The organism is Chryseobacterium sp. S90 (assembly GCF_047444895.1).
In the GTDB taxonomy this organism is placed as follows: Bacteria; Bacteroidota; Bacteroidia; order Flavobacteriales; family Weeksellaceae; genus Chryseobacterium.
In genome coordinates, this window is the sequence record NZ_JBLGCX010000001.1 from 332,363 (window position 1) to 352,456 (window position 20,094).

The 20,094-nt window shown below is 37.2% G+C and carries 16 protein-coding genes; 1 reads left to right on the plus strand and 15 read right to left on the minus strand.

The genetic code is table 11. The annotated features are described in order from the left end of the window. Positions 1–4 precede the first annotated feature (4 nt). Genes ACLMCG_RS01605 through ACLMCG_RS01645 form a run of 9 tightly spaced genes read right to left on the minus strand, consistent with a single transcriptional unit; the run spans position 5 to position 13,697 of the window. Positions 5–1,192 (minus strand): PepSY-associated TM helix domain-containing protein, encoded by a 1,188-nt coding sequence (locus ACLMCG_RS01605; RefSeq protein ID WP_413958534.1) that lies wholly within the window; start codon positions 1,190–1,192, stop codon positions 5–7. 2 nt (positions 1,193–1,194) lie between these two features. After that, complete coding sequence (locus ACLMCG_RS01610; RefSeq protein WP_413958535.1) at positions 1,195–3,636, minus strand: TonB-dependent siderophore receptor; 2,442 nt, start codon at positions 3,634–3,636, stop codon at positions 1,195–1,197. Next, positions 3,623–5,011: an AMP-binding protein gene (locus tag ACLMCG_RS01615; RefSeq protein ID WP_413958536.1), complete on the minus strand. Its 1,389-nt coding sequence runs from the start codon at positions 5,009–5,011 to the stop codon at positions 3,623–3,625. The genes ACLMCG_RS01610 and ACLMCG_RS01615 overlap by 14 nt, the downstream gene beginning before the upstream one ends. 4 nt (positions 5,012–5,015) lie before the next feature. After that, positions 5,016–5,261: an acyl carrier protein gene (locus tag ACLMCG_RS01620; protein ID WP_047374822.1), complete on the minus strand. Its 246-nt coding sequence runs from the start codon at positions 5,259–5,261 to the stop codon at positions 5,016–5,018. 1 nt (position 5,262) lies between these two features. Next, positions 5,263–6,666 (minus strand): MATE family efflux transporter, encoded by a 1,404-nt coding sequence (locus ACLMCG_RS01625; protein ID WP_413958537.1) that lies wholly within the window; start codon positions 6,664–6,666, stop codon positions 5,263–5,265. Next, complete coding sequence (locus ACLMCG_RS01630; protein ID WP_413958538.1) at positions 6,663–8,474, minus strand: IucA/IucC family protein; 1,812 nt, start codon at positions 8,472–8,474, stop codon at positions 6,663–6,665. Before ACLMCG_RS01630 ends, ACLMCG_RS01625 begins: the two co-directional genes overlap by 4 nt. Before the next feature lie 7 nt (positions 8,475–8,481). Then, a complete protein-coding gene (locus ACLMCG_RS01635; protein ID WP_413958539.1) occupies positions 8,482–9,798 on the minus strand; it encodes a lysine N(6)-hydroxylase/L-ornithine N(5)-oxygenase family protein in 1,317 nt (438 codons plus the stop codon). Continuing rightward, complete coding sequence (locus ACLMCG_RS01640; RefSeq protein ID WP_413958540.1) at positions 9,791–12,199, minus strand: GNAT family N-acetyltransferase; 2,409 nt, start codon at positions 12,197–12,199, stop codon at positions 9,791–9,793. Before ACLMCG_RS01640 ends, ACLMCG_RS01635 begins: the two co-directional genes overlap by 8 nt. Further along, a complete protein-coding gene (locus ACLMCG_RS01645; RefSeq protein ID WP_413958541.1) occupies positions 12,171–13,697 on the minus strand; it encodes a pyridoxal phosphate-dependent decarboxylase family protein in 1,527 nt (508 codons plus the stop codon). The genes ACLMCG_RS01640 and ACLMCG_RS01645 overlap by 29 nt, the downstream gene beginning before the upstream one ends. Before the next feature lie 216 nt (positions 13,698–13,913). Here ACLMCG_RS01645 and ACLMCG_RS01650 point away from each other — a divergent pair, with 216 nt between their 5' ends. Then, positions 13,914–15,011, plus strand: a complete 1,098-nt coding sequence (locus ACLMCG_RS01650; RefSeq protein WP_413958542.1) for a TauD/TfdA family dioxygenase — start codon at positions 13,914–13,916, stop codon at positions 15,009–15,011. A 318-nt stretch (positions 15,012–15,329) separates the two neighbouring features. On the opposite strand, the gene ACLMCG_RS01655 is transcribed toward ACLMCG_RS01650, so the two are convergent. The 6 genes from ACLMCG_RS01655 to ACLMCG_RS01680 all read right to left on the minus strand — a co-directional run bounded on the left by ACLMCG_RS01655 (position 15,330) and on the right by ACLMCG_RS01680 (position 20,036). Continuing rightward, positions 15,330–16,142 carry an alpha/beta hydrolase gene (locus ACLMCG_RS01655; protein WP_413958543.1) on the minus strand — a complete coding sequence of 271 codons (813 nt, stop codon included), beginning with the start codon at positions 16,140–16,142 and terminating at the stop codon, positions 15,330–15,332. Positions 16,143–16,301: 159 nt separating this feature from the next. After that, positions 16,302–16,877 carry a Crp/Fnr family transcriptional regulator gene (locus ACLMCG_RS01660; protein ID WP_413958544.1) on the minus strand — a complete coding sequence of 192 codons (576 nt, stop codon included), beginning with the start codon at positions 16,875–16,877 and terminating at the stop codon, positions 16,302–16,304. Between the two features lie 97 nt (positions 16,878–16,974). Further along, complete coding sequence (locus ACLMCG_RS01665) at positions 16,975–17,496, minus strand: GNAT family N-acetyltransferase (RefSeq protein ID WP_223600600.1); 522 nt, start codon at positions 17,494–17,496, stop codon at positions 16,975–16,977. Positions 17,497–17,505: 9 nt separating this feature from the next. Further along, a complete protein-coding gene (locus tag ACLMCG_RS01670; protein ID WP_413958545.1) occupies positions 17,506–18,516 on the minus strand; it encodes a S41 family peptidase in 1,011 nt (336 codons plus the stop codon). Between the two features lie 69 nt (positions 18,517–18,585). Further along, positions 18,586–19,380 (minus strand): helix-turn-helix domain-containing protein, encoded by a 795-nt coding sequence (locus ACLMCG_RS01675; protein WP_413958546.1) that lies wholly within the window; start codon positions 19,378–19,380, stop codon positions 18,586–18,588. A gap of 74 nt (positions 19,381–19,454) precedes the next feature. After that, positions 19,455–20,036, minus strand: a complete 582-nt coding sequence (locus ACLMCG_RS01680; RefSeq protein WP_309435439.1) for a nucleosidase — start codon at positions 20,034–20,036, stop codon at positions 19,455–19,457. Positions 20,037–20,094: the final 58 nt, after the last annotated feature.

The window sequence follows — 20,094 nt, forward strand, 5'->3', positions numbered from 1 at the left end:
TTTATTAATGATGAGTAGGAAAAACAACTTTGTTTTTCTTATGTTTTGGTTTCTTCTTTTTCTTATTCAAATAAATAATAAAACCGGTAATTGGGAGTGACAGTGCGATAAGCGCTGCCAGAAAATAGATAATTCTGGTGGTTAGTCCCAGGATGCTTCCGGTGTGAAGATCATAATTTCTTTCTCTTAATGCGGTTCCATATCCGATATTTTTGTTTTTATAAGATTGAGATTTTAAAATATCTCCTGAATATTGATCAAAATTAAAATGTTCATTTCTATACTGCCTTCCGTCATAAGTAAGTTCAGCATAATAGGTTCCTTCTTCCGATCTTGGAAAATTGACAAGTGCTGATTTTTTGTCTTTCAATCCTTTTTCCATAGTATTTCCAATCAGATTAAGAATATTTTCACGGTTTGAAAACTCTTTGGAAGGAATTGTACTTTTGGCTTTCTTTTCTGTGGGCGTATTTCCGTTCAGCGTGTTCTTTACCCATTTATCTACATCTTCAAAGCTCCATATCAATGCGGAATAAGAGATTAAAAGTAAAGGAATGATAGCATAGAACCCTAAGACATTATGAGCATCATAGTTAATCCTTTTCCAATTGGCTGATGTTTTAATGAAAAACATTCCTTTCAGCATGGCTTTACTCATTTTTCGGGGATACCATATCACAAGCCCCGATAAAAGAATGACAGCAAATATTAACGTAGAATAGCCGGTAATCGCTTTTCCGATTTTTTCCCCCAGCAAAAGCCTTCTGTGAAGATCCAGTACAATTTCGAAGAAGTCTTTTTTGGCATCTTCTACTTCCTGTACTTTTCCGGTGTAAGGATCTATATAAATTCGATAATAATAAAGATAAGTTCCCCAATACGTCCATGCTTCGTCGTTCATTTTTAAGGTACGGAATACGTAGGTTCGTGAGGGATCGGAAGGCATCACTACTCTTTTGACTTTCAACCCTTCGGGAAGTGCTTTTTCTGCTTTTTCCGTAAGTTCTGACAATGATAGTTTTTTTCTTCCAATGTTTTCAACATAATATCTGTTGGGGTGAACAATATATTTTAATTCTTCTTCAAAAGCCAGGATACATCCTGTAGCAGCCATAATAACAACTATAAGCCCGGACGTGAGTCCGAGCCATAGATGTAACTGATATGCAATTTTTCTAAACTTTAACTTCATTCTTAAAATTTAAAGCTTACCTCAGCAACAAAATTACGAGGCATCTGAGCGACTACCACTCCCTGTCCTGCAAAATATTGTACATTACCCAGGTTATTCATTTTAAATCCTAATCTGTATCTTTCTTTTTCAAGAGAAATGGAAGCATTCACTAAAGTATAGGCAGGGAATGCAAACTGTCCGGTAACGGTTTTATTTCCGGTAATCTGTTTCCCGACACGGTTTACCCCAAAACCAACTCCAAGTCCCTGAAGTCCTTTGATAGGAAGGATATAACTGATCCATGAATTGAATACATTCGCAGGACCTGCAGACTCAGGACGACGTCCCTCTACAGCGGGGTCAGACTTTTCGTATCTGCTGTGGTTATAGCTATATCCGGCCATAATGTTTAATCCCTGAACAGGATTCATGATGGTTTCAATCTCAATTCCTTTACTTCTTTGTGTTCCATCCTGAACAACAATATTGTATTCTTTTCCGTCACGGATAACGCCACTTCCTCTCTGGATATTATCCACAAGAATATCGTAGTATCCAACGGTGAAATTAATTTTATTTCTCCAAAGATTTCCTTTAATTCCTACTTCCCACTGATTTGCCATCTGAGGTTTCATTTCCCCGCTAATGTCCGGAAGCTGCTGTGCAACAGGTGCTGTATAGCTGAAACCGTTCATATAATTACCATAAGCAGATAACTGGTCTTTAAGGATCTGGTATACGATTCCCACTTTTGGAGACCATGCAGTCTGGTTGAAATCACCGGTACGTTTATTATCATTAAGGTTAAGCTGTCCTTTACTTTCGTAATGATCCATACGTAAGCTTAAAAGGGTAATCAAACGATCTGTAATGTAAGTGACGTTTGAAATATAGGCTCCATAAAGGTTTGATGCAGAATTATTTCTTACCAAAGGCGTTTTGCCTGCCTGAATGGCTGTCTGAGTAAATGCCTGGATTTTTTGAAGAGCAAGATCTTTAGAAATATTCGGATATCCTTCTAAGCTTTGTCCGTTAACATTATCAAAGACTACAATTGGAGAATGGTTATTATTGATCGTCTGATTCAGATAATCCAATCCAATCAAGACTTTATTTTTAATTTTACCGATGTTAAATTGCCCATTGAAGTTCTGCTGAATACTTGTAGAAGAAGCTTCTGAGTTCTGCCATTGTACGTTACGTTCCAGCATGGCATCACTTGTATTTCCTCTGATAAACTGATATTGATATAATCCTTCTGTTTTTCTGAAGTTTCTTGAAAGCAAAGTCTGTGAAGTCCATTGATCTGAAATTTTGTAATTCGCTTCTGCTTTTACATTGATAGATGGTGCTTTTAAAGTCATATCATTGTTAGAGTATGATCTTTTCCAGTCAAATCCAAGTTCATCAGGATTATGGGCAAAATATTGCCTTGTTCTCGGAAGGAAAATAATCGGAGTATTGGTTCCTTCATAATTGTAAATCTGAGCTCCTAAGTTAAATTTCAATCTTTCATTAACCTGATAACTTACTGTAGGCGCTACAAAGAATGACTTCCTGAATTCAGAATCTCTGAATCCGTTCTGATACTGATAAGCGGCATTCAAACGGAATAACATATTTCTGGATTCTGTAATCGGGCCATAAACATCAGCGGTTACACGGTTCAGGTTATAACTTCCCATAAGATAAGAAGCTTCTCCTCCGAAATAATCTTTTGGTTTTTTGGTTACTGCATTAATCAAACCTCCAAAAGAAGTTACAGCACCTCCGTACAATGTTCCTGCAGGTCCTTTGATCACTTCCAGACGTTCAAGATCGGCAGGATCTATTTCTCCGTTGGTGGTTGCAGGAACACCGTCTACCATGGATACTTTGGTAGGAAAACCTCTAAGGCTGTAGTAGAAACTTCCGTCTCCTGAACCTCTTCCCGGGCTTCCCTGCATTTTTACCATACCCGGAACGTTTTTCAATACTTCCGAAATATCGTAAGTAAGCTGTTCCTTCATAATCTGCTGGTTGATGCTTGTGTAAGCCTGTGGGTTTTCAAGCACTTTCAAAGGCATTTTAGCCACTGAAGTACTGTCTTTATCCAAAAATTTATTTCTGCTCACTGCATATATGGTAATTCCTTCAATCACATTATTGTGTAAAGGAGCGTAGATCGCAGGAATTTCGTAGACATCTTTCTGAATGTGGATAGGTTCCCTCATCAGTTCGATATCATTTAAAACCACCTGAAGCGTATATTCTCCAGGTGGCACATTTTCAAAGTAATATTCTCCTAAATTATTGGTTTTTGCCTGATAAGACGTGTTGACAAGTCTTAAAATAGCATTTTTAACTGGTGCTTTTTCAGACAGCATGATTTTGCCATGAATTCTGTCGCCTTGCTGTGCAAAAAGCGAATTTGAAGATAAAGCAAGACCAAGAAGTAATATAAGGGTTTTAGATGTTTTCATGCTGTAAGTTTTGTAACAGGGGATAGTTTATTTTACCGTTTTGTGATAATGGGAATGATTCTATACGTTCTGTGCGTACATATTGGGGATTAATACGCAGTTTATTTTTAATGGTTTCGGTGATGATCTGAGGATCTATTTCCGGATTGTCATACAATACCACGATTTTTTTATCATTGGCATTCAGACATACGAAAGTATTGCCCTGCATTTCATTTTTAAGGATAAATTCTACCTCATCGAGATTAAGACGTATTCCGAAAAGCTTCATGATACGTTTTATTCTTCCTGTGATATAATAAATTCCGTTTTCACCTTTTCTGGCGGTATCTCCGGTATGCAGTACAGAAGGCTGCTCATACGTGGAAAGATCCTCCAGTTTATTGGCATAGCCTCCGAAAATACTGATATGAGAAAACAGTAATTCATCCGTTTCAGGATCAATTTTGAAGCTTCCTCTTTCTACCACATTTCCGATTGATGTTTCTTCTTCCAGCAACCCTTCTGTGGTAAGATAAGCCATTCTTCCTCCTGCCTCCGTTTGTCCGTATTGTGCAAAGAAATCTTTTTTAAACTCGTGACAATAAGAGAAAATCGTTTTTCTCAATTCAGCGTTAATCACCCCTCCGGTATGGGTAAAATACCTCAGGCTTGGAGAATCTTTTCTGAAAAATCCTATTCTGTTCAGGTTTTCATAAAGGAAAGGAACTCCGCCCAACGTGCTGTACCCATACTCCTCCATTTCGTCCCAGAATGCTTTCTGCATAATGTCTTTATCTGTACACACGATTCTTCCGGCACGCATACAATTGGTAGTGAAAATAGAGAATCCATATACGAAGTTGATCGGAACATTTAAAGGAACTACATCCGTTCCCTGAATCGGCATGTACTGAAGAATGCTCAATGCGTTCTGATAAAGGCTTTCATCAGATAATTTAACCAGTTTCGGAACACCTGTTGTCCCTGAAGTACTCAAAAGGATTTTGATGTCAGGGTGAATCGTAACTTCACTCTTATAATCATCCTTTGCAAAGATGTTGATGTTGTCTGAGAATGCTTTCAGAGTATATCCTTCAATGGCTTCTCTTTGGGGATCAAAGATATATTTCGGATGGTATTCTGCCTCAATACGTTCTTTGAATTCCTCATGCAGTTTCTGTCCCAGTACCGCAATCGTATGTGCTGTTCCGTAAAAATTGAGAAGCACCTCAATACTGGACAGTTGATTGTCATTGTACAAAAAGAGCAGGCCTTTTTCTACCGGGTTTAAGCCTAAAGACCGGTACAGTGTTCCCACCGGTATTGTTGTACCGGTGGAAGCATCTGTAAACCCCAAGTTCTTATTGGCAATTACATTTTCTAAAATTTTCATATGCTTAGTTTTCTACGAATACTTCGTATTTTTTCATTTTTTCGCGAATCTTTCCGACGGTTCCCATCTCCAGAATATCGTTAAAATCAAACTTGATCTGATAAAACTGTTCAAGTGCTTCTACGATAAGAAGATGAGACATAGAATCCCATTCCGGGATTTCCTGATACGTTAGTTTTTCATCTACCAATTCTTTCTTTATTGCAATGGCAGAGGCGATAATTTCATAAAATTCTTCTGTAGTGTTCATTTTAAATTTTTATAGTTTTCCATTTTCCATTTTTAAAAATCATGAGGAATAGTACAGCCAAAACTATTTCCGAGGAAACAATAGCGGTAAATATTCCTCTCAGTTCCCACTGAAACCTTACTCCTAAGAGATAAGCCAACGGAAGCTGAATCACATAAAACATCACGAGATACAGTAATGTAACCTGTAGAATGTTTCCGGCCGCATTCAGAGCACGGCTGATTACCATAGTGAATCCTAACAGCAGATACGCCATAGAGACCACATGGATGTATTGAACCGCATACCTTGCAACTTCCGGTTCTGTAGTGAAAAATTTCACCACATATTCCGCTGCAATCTGCCAGAATAAGGCTACAAGTACCAGATACGTCATATTGATGGTTCCTGCTCTCCAAACAGTTTTTTCAGCACGTTCCGGTTCTCCGGCACCTAAGTTCTGTCCTGTAAGAACTCCGGCAGCATTTCCTATTCCCCAGGCAGGCATCGTAGCTACGGAAGCAATACGCTGGGCAATGATATATCCTGCAAGTGCTGTAGTTCCGAAAGTGGAGATGATCTTCACCATAATCAGCCAGCTTGATGTTGGGATGATATATTGAACCAATCCTCCAAAGGCTATTTTCAGAATTTTCTGCAGTAAGGGTACATCAAGCTGTAAAGGAACTCTGATGCTGATGCTGGTTTTTCCGGACATCAATACGAATGCCTGGTATAAAACCCCTAAAAGTCTTGATAAAACCGTAGCATACGCCAATCCCATCAACCCAAAAGCAGGTATAAATCCTAACCCGAAAACAAGGATCACTGCAAAAATGATATTGGAAATATGACAGATCCAAAGTGATTTCATGGCAATATCGGCGTCACCAGCCCCTCTGAAGAGTCCATTCACAGAAAGGCGGAGAATCACAAGCCCGATACTCAGGAAGACCAGTCTTGAGAAAGAAACGCCTTCGGTTACCGTACTGGCATTGATTCCCAGAAAACCAACGATTTCTGATGCAAAAAAGCAGGAAACTCCACCAATAAGCACCGCAAAAAACAGGGCCAGCAAGATGATGTATTGGGCTGTTCTGCCCATTCCTTCTTTATCTTTTTCACCTGCTCTTCTGGCGGTAAGGGTTGCTGCTGCAATTCCCAAACCTACGGCAATAGCATAGGCAAAGTTGATATAGTTATCTGTAATTCCCACAAGACCAAGAACCTTGTCACCCAATTTTGCGATAATCAATAGGTTGACGCTTACAAAAACAGATTCCATGACAAGTTCCATCACCATGGGAATGGCAAGACTAAAGATGGAACGGTTGATACTTCCGGAAGTCAGTTCAACTTTCTTTCCGGCTATGGCTCCATACGTAAAAACCGCTCCTTCTTTTAGTATATGCAGGAATTTCCTCATACTGCTGCTACTGAATTTTTATTGGCAATCTGATACAGCGGATTTGGCAGTGCTCCGTCTTTTCTCGGAATGGCAAATGCCTTGTTTTCACTGTAACCGTTATTTTTCAGACGCAGGCTGTTGATATAGAATCTTTTGAATGCCGGCACGTACAGGTCATACTTTTCATATCTTTCCTGAAGATGGGTATTCTCAGCTTTATAATTTTCTACACAGTTGTGAACCAGTTCCCAGAATGTCTCTTCATTAAAGTTGGAATACGTATGCAGGGCATTTGACAGATATCTGAAGAAAGCATCAAAAACGCCAAGTAAAATAAACAACGGGATATTTTCTTTGTTGGAAGACTGAATCAAACCATCTGCAAGGTGTGCAGGAAGTTTTTCTCTGGCTTCTGTAGTAAGTACAATATCATCCACAAAATCTTTGATTACGATTCTTTTTGGAACTCCATTTTTCAAAACAACCATAATGTTTTCTCCATGTGGCGTTACACATAATGAATGGGTGTAATAAATGTGTAATAATGGGGTAAGATAGGCATCAAGATAGCTTTCAATCCATTCTTTGATACTCACACCTGCTTTTTCTGCGAATGCCTGAACCAGTGGAACTCCATTCTCATCTACATAAAGTAAAGAAGCCATGGTTACCATTTGCTCATCTTCTTTCAGATAATTTTCAGCACTTTCTCTCCATAATGCGCCAAGGAATTCATTATATTGATATGGTACGCTAGCAATGGCTCCATATTGTGGATGCAGATACGTGATGGCAGCCTCTTCTCCTAAGAAAATAGTTTCTTTATTCTCCAGATAAACATCATCTTTAATCAAACCTTTTACCCAATCTGTAATGGCTGGAGCAATTTTCATCTGCTTAGGGGATAATCCTCTGATATTTCCCGTACTCAGAATAGAAACAGCTGTTTTCAGGTATCTCTTTTTAGGATGATCTACATTGAATAAAGTACGGATACTCTGCTGCGGACTGTACGTATCACTACCCTCACCCAATTGGATTAAAAGTCCAGAAGCGATATCTCCCGCAAAATGAATCTGAAGCTTATGCTCCCACTGCCATGGATGTACAGGAATAAAATGATAATCTTCAACAACTTTTCTTTTGCTCAATAGCTGCTGCTGAAAATCATTATATAAATCCTCTCCTATTTCAGAACGATAAAATTCTTCTCTGTTAATATGTTCCAAAGACTGGAATGACGATCTGCTTTTATGAGAAGCCAGCCAGATTACTTTTAAATTTTCATCGGCTTCAGGGGCAAATGTTTTAAGATCTCTTGGAGAAAAACCTAATCGGCTTTTGTTTACAATTACCCATGGATGTCCGGTCATATTATGCTCTACCGTCTGATAATCCGCATCTGCAAGCTCTTTTGAAGACATTACTCCTCTTGATAAGATTAAAGCATCACAATACAAAGTATGCAGTAATTCTTCCGTGTATCTTGCAATGGTATAAGGATCTAAGTCAAAAACAGTCTGCATTTCGAGGAAGAAAGCGGCTACATCTACAGAAGACAAATCTTCACCGTTTTCTGTTTTTGTAATGCTGTCTTTATCAATGTGCCAGTAATCCATCATTCTTTCCTGTCCGCGGAAGCTGTAGACAATATTTTCAACTCCGGTTTCAAGGGTAAAAACAGTATATCCGTTTTTATTTTCAAAGGTTACCACAGGCTTTAGAAGCTCTTCGTGCATCAATTCTGCGATGGTTTTAGCCATTAAATTTCTGTTGGCCTGATTCCAGTTTTCCTGGCTTACTGTATTTTTTAAGTTGGTGTTCATTTTTTGATTAAATTTTGGCAGTTGGTAAATCAGCATATTTTTCTACATCGAAATCCTGGAAAGCAATTTTCTTTTCAATTTTATAATGCTCTCTTCCCAGAATATCATTGATGATGTAGGAATTACGGTACGCAGCCATTCCCAGATCTGTAGAAATATAGCTGTGAGTATGAACTTCAGCATGAAGCACATAAATTTCCCCTCCGTTGTGGTCTATTGAATAATTTCTGTTGACATCAAACAATCCGCTGGAATCTCTCTTGATTCTATCCTGAATATTCTTTAAGAATGCAGGCTCATGATAACGGTATCCTGTTCCCAGAATCAGATAATCCGCTTCCTGATCATAAGGTACTTCCTGCTCCAGTTGGGTAAACTCAAGATTGATGAAATCCGGGTTGCTGTTGTCTACTCTATTCAACTGGCTGTTAGGAATAATTTTAAGATTAGGATCAGCATTATCGATATTCAGATCATAAATAAAATCGTAGATATCATTGATCAGATCGTAATTGATTCCTTTAAACTGAGCCTGCTGTTTGCTTAAAATGGTTTTCCTTGCAGACTCGCTTCTGTTGTAGAAATATTCTACATAATCAGGTGAAGTAAGCTCCAGCGTCAACTTAGAATATTCCATAGGGAAAAATCTGTCCGGACGGGAATACCATCCCAGTTGTGTTTCTTCATTCCTGTTTTGAAGAAGGTCATAAAATACCTCTGCAGCACTCTGGCCAGAACCGATAATCGCTATTTTTTTACCCTGAGACAAAAGTTCTTCTTTTCTATACAGATAAGAACTTGTATGAATAACACGGGAATCATCCTTCGGAATGAAAGAAGGAATATGAGGCTGTGTCCCCGTTCCTAAAATCAATCTTTCCGTTTTGAAAACCGTAGTTTCTTTGGTTTTGGTGTGAATAGTCGTTATATGATATAAACCATCTTCATAAGTAATATCCACTACCTGAGTAGAAAAACGGCATTGTGGAAGCTGTGCAATCACCCATTGGCAGTAACGGTTGTATTCTTTTCTCGGAATGAAAAAATCTTCTCTGATAAAAAACTTATACAGTCTTCCGGTTTCTTTCAGATAGTTCAAAAGGCTTAAAGGATTGGTAGGATCAGCCATGGATACGCAGTCGCATAAAAATGGGGTCTGCAGGGTTACATGGTCAATCATCAGTCCCGGGTGCCAGTCGAAACCATCTCTCTGGTCCAGGAAAAGGGTTTTCAGTTCCGAAATCGGATTGGATAATGCGGCAAGTCCCAGATTGAAAGGACCTATGCCTATGCCTATTACATTGTATACGGCTTCGTTAGTCATTTTTTGTGATGTTTGTGGTGATTTGTACCTCTTTATTCTGTGGGAATTTTTCCCAGTACCATTCTCTGTAACAGAAGTTCAGGTTGGCTTTTTTATGAGGCATTTCTATTACTTTATCTACTTTGAAGCCTACATGGGCTTTATTCATCATAGATGCAAGAGAGTCTACAGATCCTTCGCCTACCATTTTTCCTACCTGTGGCTGTGCAAAAACATAATCAACCATAGATTGAGTGGATGGAGATACAAATTTCTTTTTAGGATCAATAGGTGCAATAAACTGGTGTGTTCCATAATCGGTAGGCAGTACTTCATAATAATCGCCTACGATATCTCTGCAGGCCCAATACACCTCAATATTGCATGAAGGTTCATCGTTTCCTGCGATGATATAACTGTGCGCTTCATCACTTGGAAGCATCAGCCTATAGTAGGTTTCCAGCTCATCTATCGGCCAGTTCATCTGCCAGATTTTTACGGCATGTTCACGGTTGAACCATTCATGAAGCATTTCAAGGTCATTTTCAAGATCTATAGGACGCATACTCATCGTCACATCTTCTTTCTGGAAGTATCTTTTAAAGAAAACTTCTGTTCCCTGCGGATTAATTAACTGATCCGAGAAGAAATGCTTGTGAAGAAGGTTTGGAACTTTAGCATAAGAAATTGAAGAAGCATTTACACCTCCATCTACATCAGCAACCGCCGACTGAAGGTTTGATTTTACTGCCCAATATCTTTGATTCAATGCATAATCCGTTAATGAGGAAGGTTCAGTTTCATGAAGATTTTCAAACTCTCTGTACAGAATATGGATTAATCTTCTTTCTTTAACCAGACCTGTTTTACCTATGGAAGCAATCAGTGCACTCAGGTTGCTTACCAAAAGATGATGAGAAACAATATCCAGAAGACGCTCATCTCTGATGAAAAGATCTTCAATTTCAGGATAATCTTTGATCAGAGACTCATATTTTCCTTTAAAACTTTCTTTGATCAAATATCCTTGCCCATCTCTTACGTAAATAGATTGAGGAAGTAATTGATTATCCAGCTGAACAAGCAGATTCTGCTGATGAACTTCAGGAGCCATGCCTAATTGATTGTACAATCTGTTTAAAGGAGAAAGCAGCAGGTTTACATACTTTTCAAACCAGATAATAGCTGCTTTTTCTGTATCTACACCCAATTGATTCGCAACATTTTTAAAGAAATGCGTTGTAAAATTAAACCCATCTGTAGATTCATCCTGACAAAGTCTTGCTAACAGAATCACTTTATCTTCATTTGAAAAAGGATTTTCGCGGAGCAGTATATTCAGACTGTCCATATTCTTTCCTTCATAATGAACGCTTAGTGTGGAAGGTTCCAACAGTAATTTAAAATTCGGGAAATTTTGTTCAAATGAAGTCTTTACATTTTGCCACCATATTGCGGAAGCGTATCCTCTGTTGAGATCTTTTAAGCTGTTTGTTCTTACAGAACCAGTCATTAAAACATGCAAAGAGAACTTTAACATCCAGCTAAAGTCCGGATTATATACTGTTCTTATAGAAGATGTTGCATAAAAATCCTCACCCAAAGGTCCTATGTGAATAATTTTCCCGGAACCCAGCATTTCAGGATATTCTTCGGTTGATAAAAGATACTGTGCTTCCCATGGATGGCATGGAACTATATAAAAATCATTTGTGTTTTCAAAATCGTAGCTTTCCGGTAAAGAAGTCCATTTTTCGAAGATTTCTTTTGCAGAAATTCCTGGAAGGGACTTTTCCGTGATGCAGTCTTTGTGAATCAGGAAATAATCCAGTTGAAATCCTTTTCCGAATTCTGGACCATATAAAAGCTGTTCTTCCTCAGAGAATCCCATTCTTGATTTGGTGAAAGGATGCAGATTGTGTCCGGCAGGAAGCATTTGCTCAGATTCAAGGAAAGAATAGGTCAACAGCTGATCATCCTGAAGACAAGCTTCTGTTGTCAGTTCCAGGTTTCTTAAGCTGCTTTGAATTCTTTCCACAAAGTTTCTGAAACCCGTTTCGTTTGTAGTCTCAGAAAGTTCTCTGTAAACCAGTCCAGTAAGCTTTTGATCATTCACTTCAAAAACTTCCTGATTTTGGTGATCTACCGCCCACAAAACAGGTCCGTATTCATGAAAAAGAGTTTCGGAACGATAAGAAACCGGAGCAAATAAAAACAGTCCGCTTTTCTTCATTTCAAATCTCATAAACAGTGTATAATCGCTGTTCTGAAGAGCTTTTGCCGTGAGAAGATCATATTTCGGAACGCCCTGATAGAATTTTCCGTTTCCCAGTTCTCTCAGCATTCCGTTCAGCAGAATTCTGAAAGTAATTTCCCGGGCTTTTTCTCCCGTTTTATTTTTCTGAATTAAAGTCTTTTCCATGATTTTTGATTGTGGTGAGAATTTGATGAATGTCTTCTGTAGTCGTAATCGGGTTCAGGAACGTAAACTTCAGATAGAAGTTCCCGTCCACTTTGGTACTTGCTACCAGGATTTCCCCGCTGTAGAACAGTTTCATCTTGATGTATTGATTCAGCGCATTCAGATCACTGATTTCCGGATTGATATATCTGAAAACAAGAACACTTAAGTCAGAATCTGAAAGAAGCTCAAAATCTGCATCTTCCGTAATCATTGCGGCTGCATCTTTGGTAAGATCAATCACGGTGTCTGTGTATTCTGCTAATTGTTCTTTACCCATCATTCTTATAGTAAACCAAAGTTTTAAAGCATCAAATCTTCTCGTACTCTGAGTAATGGATTTATTGATCTGTGCCGGAATCTCCTCTTCGTCCATTTCTTTCGGATTCAGATAATCGGCGTGGTGTTTAAGAATCAACAGTTCTTTTTTATTTTTAACAATAAAAGCACTGCTGCTAATGGGTTGGAAGAATGATTTGTGGTAATCAATCGTTACAGAATCTGCTCTTTCAATACCATTGATCAGGTCACGGTACTTTTCACTTAATAATAAAGCGCAACCGTAAGCTGCATCTACGTGCATCCAGATGTTATATTGTTCCGCAATATTGGCGATATCATCTAGTGGATCAATATTTCCAAAGTCTGTGGTTCCAGCTGTTGCTACAATACCAATAGGGATGTTTCCCAGCTGTTCTTCTCTCTTGATATACTTTTTCAAAAGAGAAATATCCATACGGAAACGGTCATCAGTAGGTACTTTAACAATACTTTTCTCACCCAGTCCCATAATGGAAGCATTTTTCAGATTGCTGAAGTGAGATTTATCTGAAACAAATATTCTGAAACGGCTTGCCTCCGCTGGCAGACCATCCATTTTAATGTTGTGATGATATCTTTTCTGAGAAAAACAGTCACGCATCATGACCAATCCCATTAAATTACTCTGTGAGCCCCCTGCGGTGAAAACACCGTCGCTTTCATTCGTATTATATCCAATCTGACCGGCAGTCCAGTCGATCAGTTTTCTTTCCATAAAAGTTCCTCCTGCGCTTTGATCATAAGTATCCTGTGAAGAATTGATGGCACTTACAAGAATTTCTCCTGCCAATGCCGGGATTACTACCGGACAGTTAAGGTGAGCTACATATTGTGGAAGGTGAAAAGCTGTGGCATGTTTTACATAAATATCATCTACTTCTGCCAGAAGCTCATTATAATTGGAAAGTTTTTGATTAAGATCAATCTGTTCCACCATTCCTTTCATTGTTTTGGCTTCTATACCACTGAAAGGCTTGTTGTTTCTGTGAAGAAATTCCTGAACCAGGTCTAAAGTACTATTGACAGCATTACGATAATGATCATAATTGTCAGGATGAAAAATATTCCCAAAATTCCCCGAAATGTGAGGTGAAGTTGTGCTTGCGAGCTCTTCTAGGGATATTAAATTGTTGTTCATAAAAGTTTTGTAATGTGATTTTTTAAATCTGTGAGTTGTTGTGGTTTTTTCGATATACTACTATATATATCTGATAGTCAGGTTTTTAAATTTTGCATTTTTTATTATAATTTATTTGGTGATTGCGTAATTATTACTAAATTTGAACCAGCTATTGTTATTTAGAATAATTAAAAACAAAGATAAAAATTATTACTTAACACCAAATTTTTTTTAATGAATTCTACAGAAATTTTAGATAAAGACTGTTCAACAGCGGTAAAACTGCTTCCTACGGTCATAGAAGTCACCTCTCAGGAAAGAAGAATGATAAAAGATGCGGCTCTGCATCTTCAGAAAAAGTATGACAATTATGAAAACCGTGATTTTATAAAACATGTACATCAGCTGGCGTCTTATTTCTTACCGGAGAGAATTTTAAACATAGCGGCTGATTTTGCGAGTGACTTTTCAAAAAATCAGTATGGTGCACTGATCTTTACAGGATTAATGGATATCGATCAGGAGGATATAGGATCTACCCCTCCCAATTGGCAGGCGGCAGATTATTCGAAATTTAATTTATATGGTTTTGCATGTGCACTTATCCATGGGGCACTCCCTTCAAAACCTGTACAATATTATTCACAGCGTAAAGGTGGCGGATTAATTCATGCCATCATTCCTGATGAAAAAATGAAGGAAACGCAGACAGGATCAGGGTCTTCAACAGACTTGTATGTACACACGGAAGATGCTTTTCTGAAACATCAGGCTGACTACTTAAGCTTTATGTATGTAAGAAATGAGGAGCAGGTTCCTTCTACGCTTTATTCTATCCGTTCTCATGAATCTATCGGGGACAATTACAGACCTCTTTTTGAGCGTATCTATAAAATTCCGAAAGATGCCAATCTGGAGACAGGAGAAAATGAAGAAGAGACATTAGATTCTGTACTGTATGGTAATTATAGTCTTCCGTTTATGCGATTTGACGCTGCAGAACAGCTTTTTAATTCCAGCATAAGACAATCGGATGAAGCGCAAAGTACACTCCATGAATTCTGGGAAGAAGCCAGACATTTGATTTATTCAGGATTTACGCCTCAGGCAGGAGACGTTATTCTGGTTAATAATCACTTATGTGCTCACGGAAGGTCGGCTTTCCGTGCAGGAGTAAGAAATATTGACGGAATAGAACATCCGTGCGAGAGAAGAATCATGCTTCGTATGATGAGTAAAGTGAGCCTTATTGATATGAGAGCACATACACTTACAGAAGATCCGTTCTTTGTGATAGAAGAACATTTGGGTAAAAACTTTCAACATTTTTAATATGCTGACTTGTTAGCATTTTTGAACATCAATCAATCGAAATCCTTTTTGGGCATAGCTCAAAAAGGATTTTTTTATTTGGTTAATCCTTGTTAAAGGTTAATGAGGTAAGTTTCGGCTAAAGCCAATATTATATTAACAACAAAAACAAGCGGGCTAAAGCCCACTCCTATTGATATAAAAACTAATCAATATTCAATAGGAACGGGCTTTAGTCCGTTTAAATAAATATAAAATAAATCCTTTGGCTTTAGCCGAAACCTAAAATCAACTGTTATACCCCTTGTCAAGATTTGAAACCTTGACAAAGGGTATAATTTATTGTTTAAAAAACCTGTCAAATAAAGACAATTGCTCAGATAATGATCTGCTCCAATATTCCGGAACGTGTCCTCCCAAAGATTCTGTGTAGAGATGCTGAACCTTCATTTCTGTCAGTTTTTTATGAAAATTTCTATTCATGTTGATCATCTGGGTATCTTCTGTTCCACAATCAAAAATATATTGCTGTCCTGCTCCGGACATTAATTTTACTTTACTGTCAGTAAGGAAATTGGGATTAATTGATTCTAATGGTCCCAGAACTTTATTCACCATATATTTCTGATAGCCTTCTCCGAAAGAATTGAAATCCAAGGCGCCACATGAGCTTCCCACGATACCAAATGTTTTGTTATAAGTAACTCCTATATTGGTAGCTCCATAACCGCCCATACTCCATCCCAAAATTCCGCGGAATCTTTTCTCTGCTTTTACCGGATAATTTTTATCAATAAATTCTACCAGTTCTTTTCCAATAAAGGTTTGATATTGTGAATCTTTAAGAATGGGGCTATCTACATACCATGAACTGTAATTTCCGTCCGGAAGTACATAAATTGTTTTGTATTCCTGAGCTTTTTTAACCAAATCAGGAATGTCCTGCTTAATAATTCTGTCCGGATTACCGCTGAAACCATGAAGGATATAAACCGTTGGATAGGTTGTATTAGGCTGAGTATTTGGGGTAATGATGACTGTTTTGATTTTTTTATTCATTTTGGGACTGAATACTTCCTGATGAATAATTTTTTGTGCTGATAACTGTACAAATGCAGTCAGTACAAAGATAATGTTGATAAGCTTTTTCATGTTGAAAATGTTTAATTAATGAATAATCACAGGCTTTTAATTATAAAACATATAATATACCAATGATCTTTTGACATAGCAAAATTGCAGCAGAAAAAGAACAAAAGCCTCAACATATGTTGAAGCTTTTATTACTTTATTTTACTCAGACTTACAATATCAGTTGAGCTCCTTCTTTATCCGGCTAAGTTGTGTAGGCGTAATTCCCAGATAAGAAGCAATATGGTGCTGTTTTAATCTGCTGTAAAGGGACTTATTTTCAACCAGTTGTAAATAACGTTTTTTTGCTGTTTCGTACTTTAACGAGACTTCCAGAGGTTCTTTTTTTACCACCCAGTTTTTCTCCAGATAATACAGATGAAAAAGTGCCAGATCATGATGCTTTTCAAGCAGTTCCCGGTAAGTTTTTGCAGGATATTGTATCACTGTGCAGTCTTCCAGTGCTATGATTGTGAAATCACTAGGTTCATTTTTAATAATGGCGGCTGTGGAAGCTACAAAACTGTTTTCTTCAAAGAAAATTTTATAAATATTATTTCCCTGTTCATCTACCGTGTAATATCCTATCAGCCCGGATTTGATGAAGTAATAATATCTCGCCATTGAACCGGATTCCAGCAGTAAATCATTTTTGTGATAATGCTTTTCAGTACATATATCGAGTAAAGCCTTCACCGTTTCATCAGATAGCGGGTAATATTGGTTGATTTCTTTTGTAAATTCTGAATGGTTCATTTTGGTATTTAGAAGGTATAATGAATTGTATTACATAATCATCTGTGAAAATCTGTGTAATCAGTGGTTAAATACAATCTTTCTATTTTGAAGAAAATTAATCCAATATTTTTTTCATCATAAGATCAGTCTGCTCCTCTTCCCCAAGTCTGAAAATATGTTTATCGAATTCAACAAACCCGTTTTTCCTGTAAAAATTGAGTGCTCTTAAATTTTCTTCCCAGACTCCAAGCCATAAGTATGATTTATTCAGATGTCTTGCTGTTTCCAAAGCCTGGTTATAAAGAAGCTGACCTACTTTTTTTCCGTGATGGCTTTTCTTTACATAGATTCTTTCAATTTCCAGGCTGGTTTCGTCCTGAAGTTCTGTCTGTGCTTTTCCTGAATTGACTTTCAGGTAACCAACCGGATTGTCTTCTTCCCAGGCAATATAGAAAAATGAATCAGGATTACTCAGCTCTGATTTTATCTTTTCAGTATTAAAGCTTTCTTCCAGATACTTTTTCATAGCCTCTTCAGTATTATCTTCTGCAAACGTTTCAGTGAAGGTTTGTATACCAATATTCTGAAGTATTTCGAGGTCTTTTTCGCTGGATGTATTGATAATAATTGATGACATAAAAGGTATTTATTGTTCTAATTTATAAATAAGATTTTTTATTTCAGGTAAGGTTAGTTCTGTTTTTGTTTCTGATGCTATTATATTTTTTAAAATTTTGAGGTGAGCCGTCTTTAAAGCATCTTCGCTTTTCACTTCCTGATCGGGTATCACTCCTATATGTTCCCAATTCTTTTGAGTACTTAAAGCTGTTATTTTTCCTGCCGGAACAAGCAGTAAATATTGATTTTGAACCATAAAATGGTCTACCGGATTGGCTGCACCTCCTGTTTTTTCACCAATTACTTCGGCAAGTTTATATTGCTGTAAAAAATAGGCAACAGCTTCTCCGGCCGAAAAAGTATTTTTGCTGGTAAGAATATAGATCTTTTTATGAAGATATTTCTGTCCGGAAACTTTGGGTTGGGTACTGTCTACAACCGTTTTCTGATTATGTCTGAAATACGTGGTATAAAGATCTTTTTTCTGATCAAAAAAATAGCTTAAAAACAAAAGAAGCATCCCGTTTTCTCCACCTCCGTTTTCTCTGAGATCAATAATCAAAGAATGGGTATTGGCAACAAAGTCCATGGTGGCAGCTAAAGTTTTTTCACTGGCTTCAGGAGAGGCAAAACCTTTATAATTGATATACCCAATATTTCCCGGAAGTCGCTGAACTGTTTCAAATCCGAAATTTTCAAGACTATTGTGTTCATTGTTCAATTTCTCTTTCTCTTTTTCACTCATCTGTTTTTCAGGCGTGTAGTTTTCGAGATATTTAACAAAAAAATGTTCGTCTTTAATAGTTGTTCTTAACTTTTGAGTAAGAAGATCCGCAAAATCTTTTTTATTGAGGTCTTTAAAAGTTCCTTTTTTAAGTTCACTTTGAAATAAAGAGTCCACTTTTTTATAAGTTTCTTTATCAATATAATGACTTTTTACTTTTTCTGTAATATCAGCAAGCACTACTGAAATATCATTTTTCTGGGCACTCGAAAATAAGAAAGTGAAAAGGGAAATCCCAACATATAATTTTTTCATTGAAATAAGGATTTAATATTTCAACAAATGTATTTTAATGAGTTCTGTATGAATTGTAAAAATGGAAACTCAGATAAATAACCAGACATTATTCTGATCAGTATCTACATTCTCAAAGAATTTCCCGGGGCTTATTCTGGTGAGTTCTTTAAAATCTTTAATAAGATGGGACTGGTCATAAAACAGATGTTCGTAGGAAAGTTCTGTAAGATTTCTGGATTTTTTATTTGAAATCAAGACATTACGAAATCGCTGTATTTTTCTGAATTCTGAAGCGGGTTTAGCCAGATATCGCTGAGATATTTTGTTGACATACTGTCTCGTGATTTTATTTTTTGAAGCAATTTCTTCGATACTCAATTCTGTTTCAAAATCATTCAATATTGTATAAGCCAGATGTAAGTTCCTCTTCCGGAATTTGGAAAGACAATAGTTTTCCAGTATTTCAATTTGTATTTTCCTGTCAGACTCTTTTAAAACAGCGCCCATAATCTCTGTAAAGTCTGAAAGAAGGATTTCCTGTTCCAGGTCTTCGCTTTTATCAGCATTAAAAAAATGATAAATACCCAATGGTTTAAAGTAAACGGTAACTTCATTAACCGATTGCCGATAAAAAATTTCAGTAGGCACAGAGCATCTGAATACAAAATCAACCACTATATTTTCAGAAGAAGATCTGGTAATTTCTACCCATCCTTTGTCCTGTGTAACAGAGACATCCTGACATGCTGACACGATAAAGTAATTGTCCGGAAATGTAAGATATTTTACCGGTTTCTGATGATCATCTTTTTCTATAAAATAATATCCTTCAATATAATCTTTCAAAACAGAATGCATCGGCTTATAAAAAGTAACTTTCATATGAGTGATGGGTTGAAAGTAAAAATACAAATAGAAAACAAAATCCTGAAACTTTGTTCAGGATTTATATTTGTTTATGAAAACAGTATTTTTTTAAAAGCTTCGGAAGCCAGATGTACCTGTACGCTCCAATCATCTGCTGCGTCACTTCCTGCGTCATCAGAAATATATTTCAGACATAAAAACGGAATATTTTCCTGTTGAGCAATCAACGCGAGTGGATAAGCTTCCATATCTACAATATTATAATCTGTCTCAGAGTGATTCATTTCAAAACTGTCACCGCTGCCACAGATTCCTTCTTTCAAGACATCCATTTTAAGGCCATATTCCAATACAGGGGGCACTCCTGATAATGGCGTTTCATAGAGCTTAAATCCAAGCCCTCTTACGTCCATGTCTCTCTGGATGAACTTTGTACAGCATACTACTTCTCCTTTGTGAAATCCTTTACTTCCTGCAGAACCTAAATTTACAATCAGTTTAGGTTTTCTTGCTTGAATTTCTTTGGTTAATTCTATCGCCGCATTTACCTTTCCGATGCCTGTAATTAATTTATTTTTATCATCAAAAACAGTTCCTGCTTCGGAATCTAATGCAAAAACAAAAAGGGTATCGTCAATTGAATAGTGAGTTTCGTTGTTAATTTTTATCATGGAGAAATCAGATTTATACAGCTGTTGGTACTGCATGACAAAGATACAACAGGTTTTT